The sequence below is a fragment of the Pseudomonas sp. UM16 genome, from assembly GCF_050312595.1.
Taxonomy (GTDB): Bacteria; Pseudomonadota; Gammaproteobacteria; order Pseudomonadales; family Pseudomonadaceae; genus Aquipseudomonas.
In genome coordinates, this window is the sequence record NZ_JBNPJT010000092.1 from 1 (window position 1) to 260 (window position 260).

A 260-nucleotide genomic window follows, 5' to 3' on the forward strand; every position below is an offset into this window, starting at 1 on the left:
GCGCAGCGGACGGGACTCGAACCCGCGACCCCCGGCGTGACAGGCCGGTATTCTAACCGACTGAACTACCGCTGCGTGTCGTGCAGGCCTGGACAGCAAAACCGCCGCTGATCTCAGGCACAAAAAAAGCGAACCTTAGGTCGCTCTCTTTGTTGCTTCGAGGAGTTCAAGGGCCTCAAAGCGAATATGGCGCAGCGGACGGGACTCGAACCCGCGACCCCCGGCGTGACAGGCCGGTATTCTAACCGACTGAACTACCG

1 tRNA gene is annotated in these 260 nt (G+C 61.2%); it reads right to left on the bottom strand.

The annotated features are described in order from the left end of the window. Position 1: 1 nt before the first annotated feature. A tRNA-Asp gene (locus ACQRAX_RS25705) sits at positions 2-75 on the bottom strand. Between the last annotated feature and the right edge of the window lie 185 nt (positions 76-260).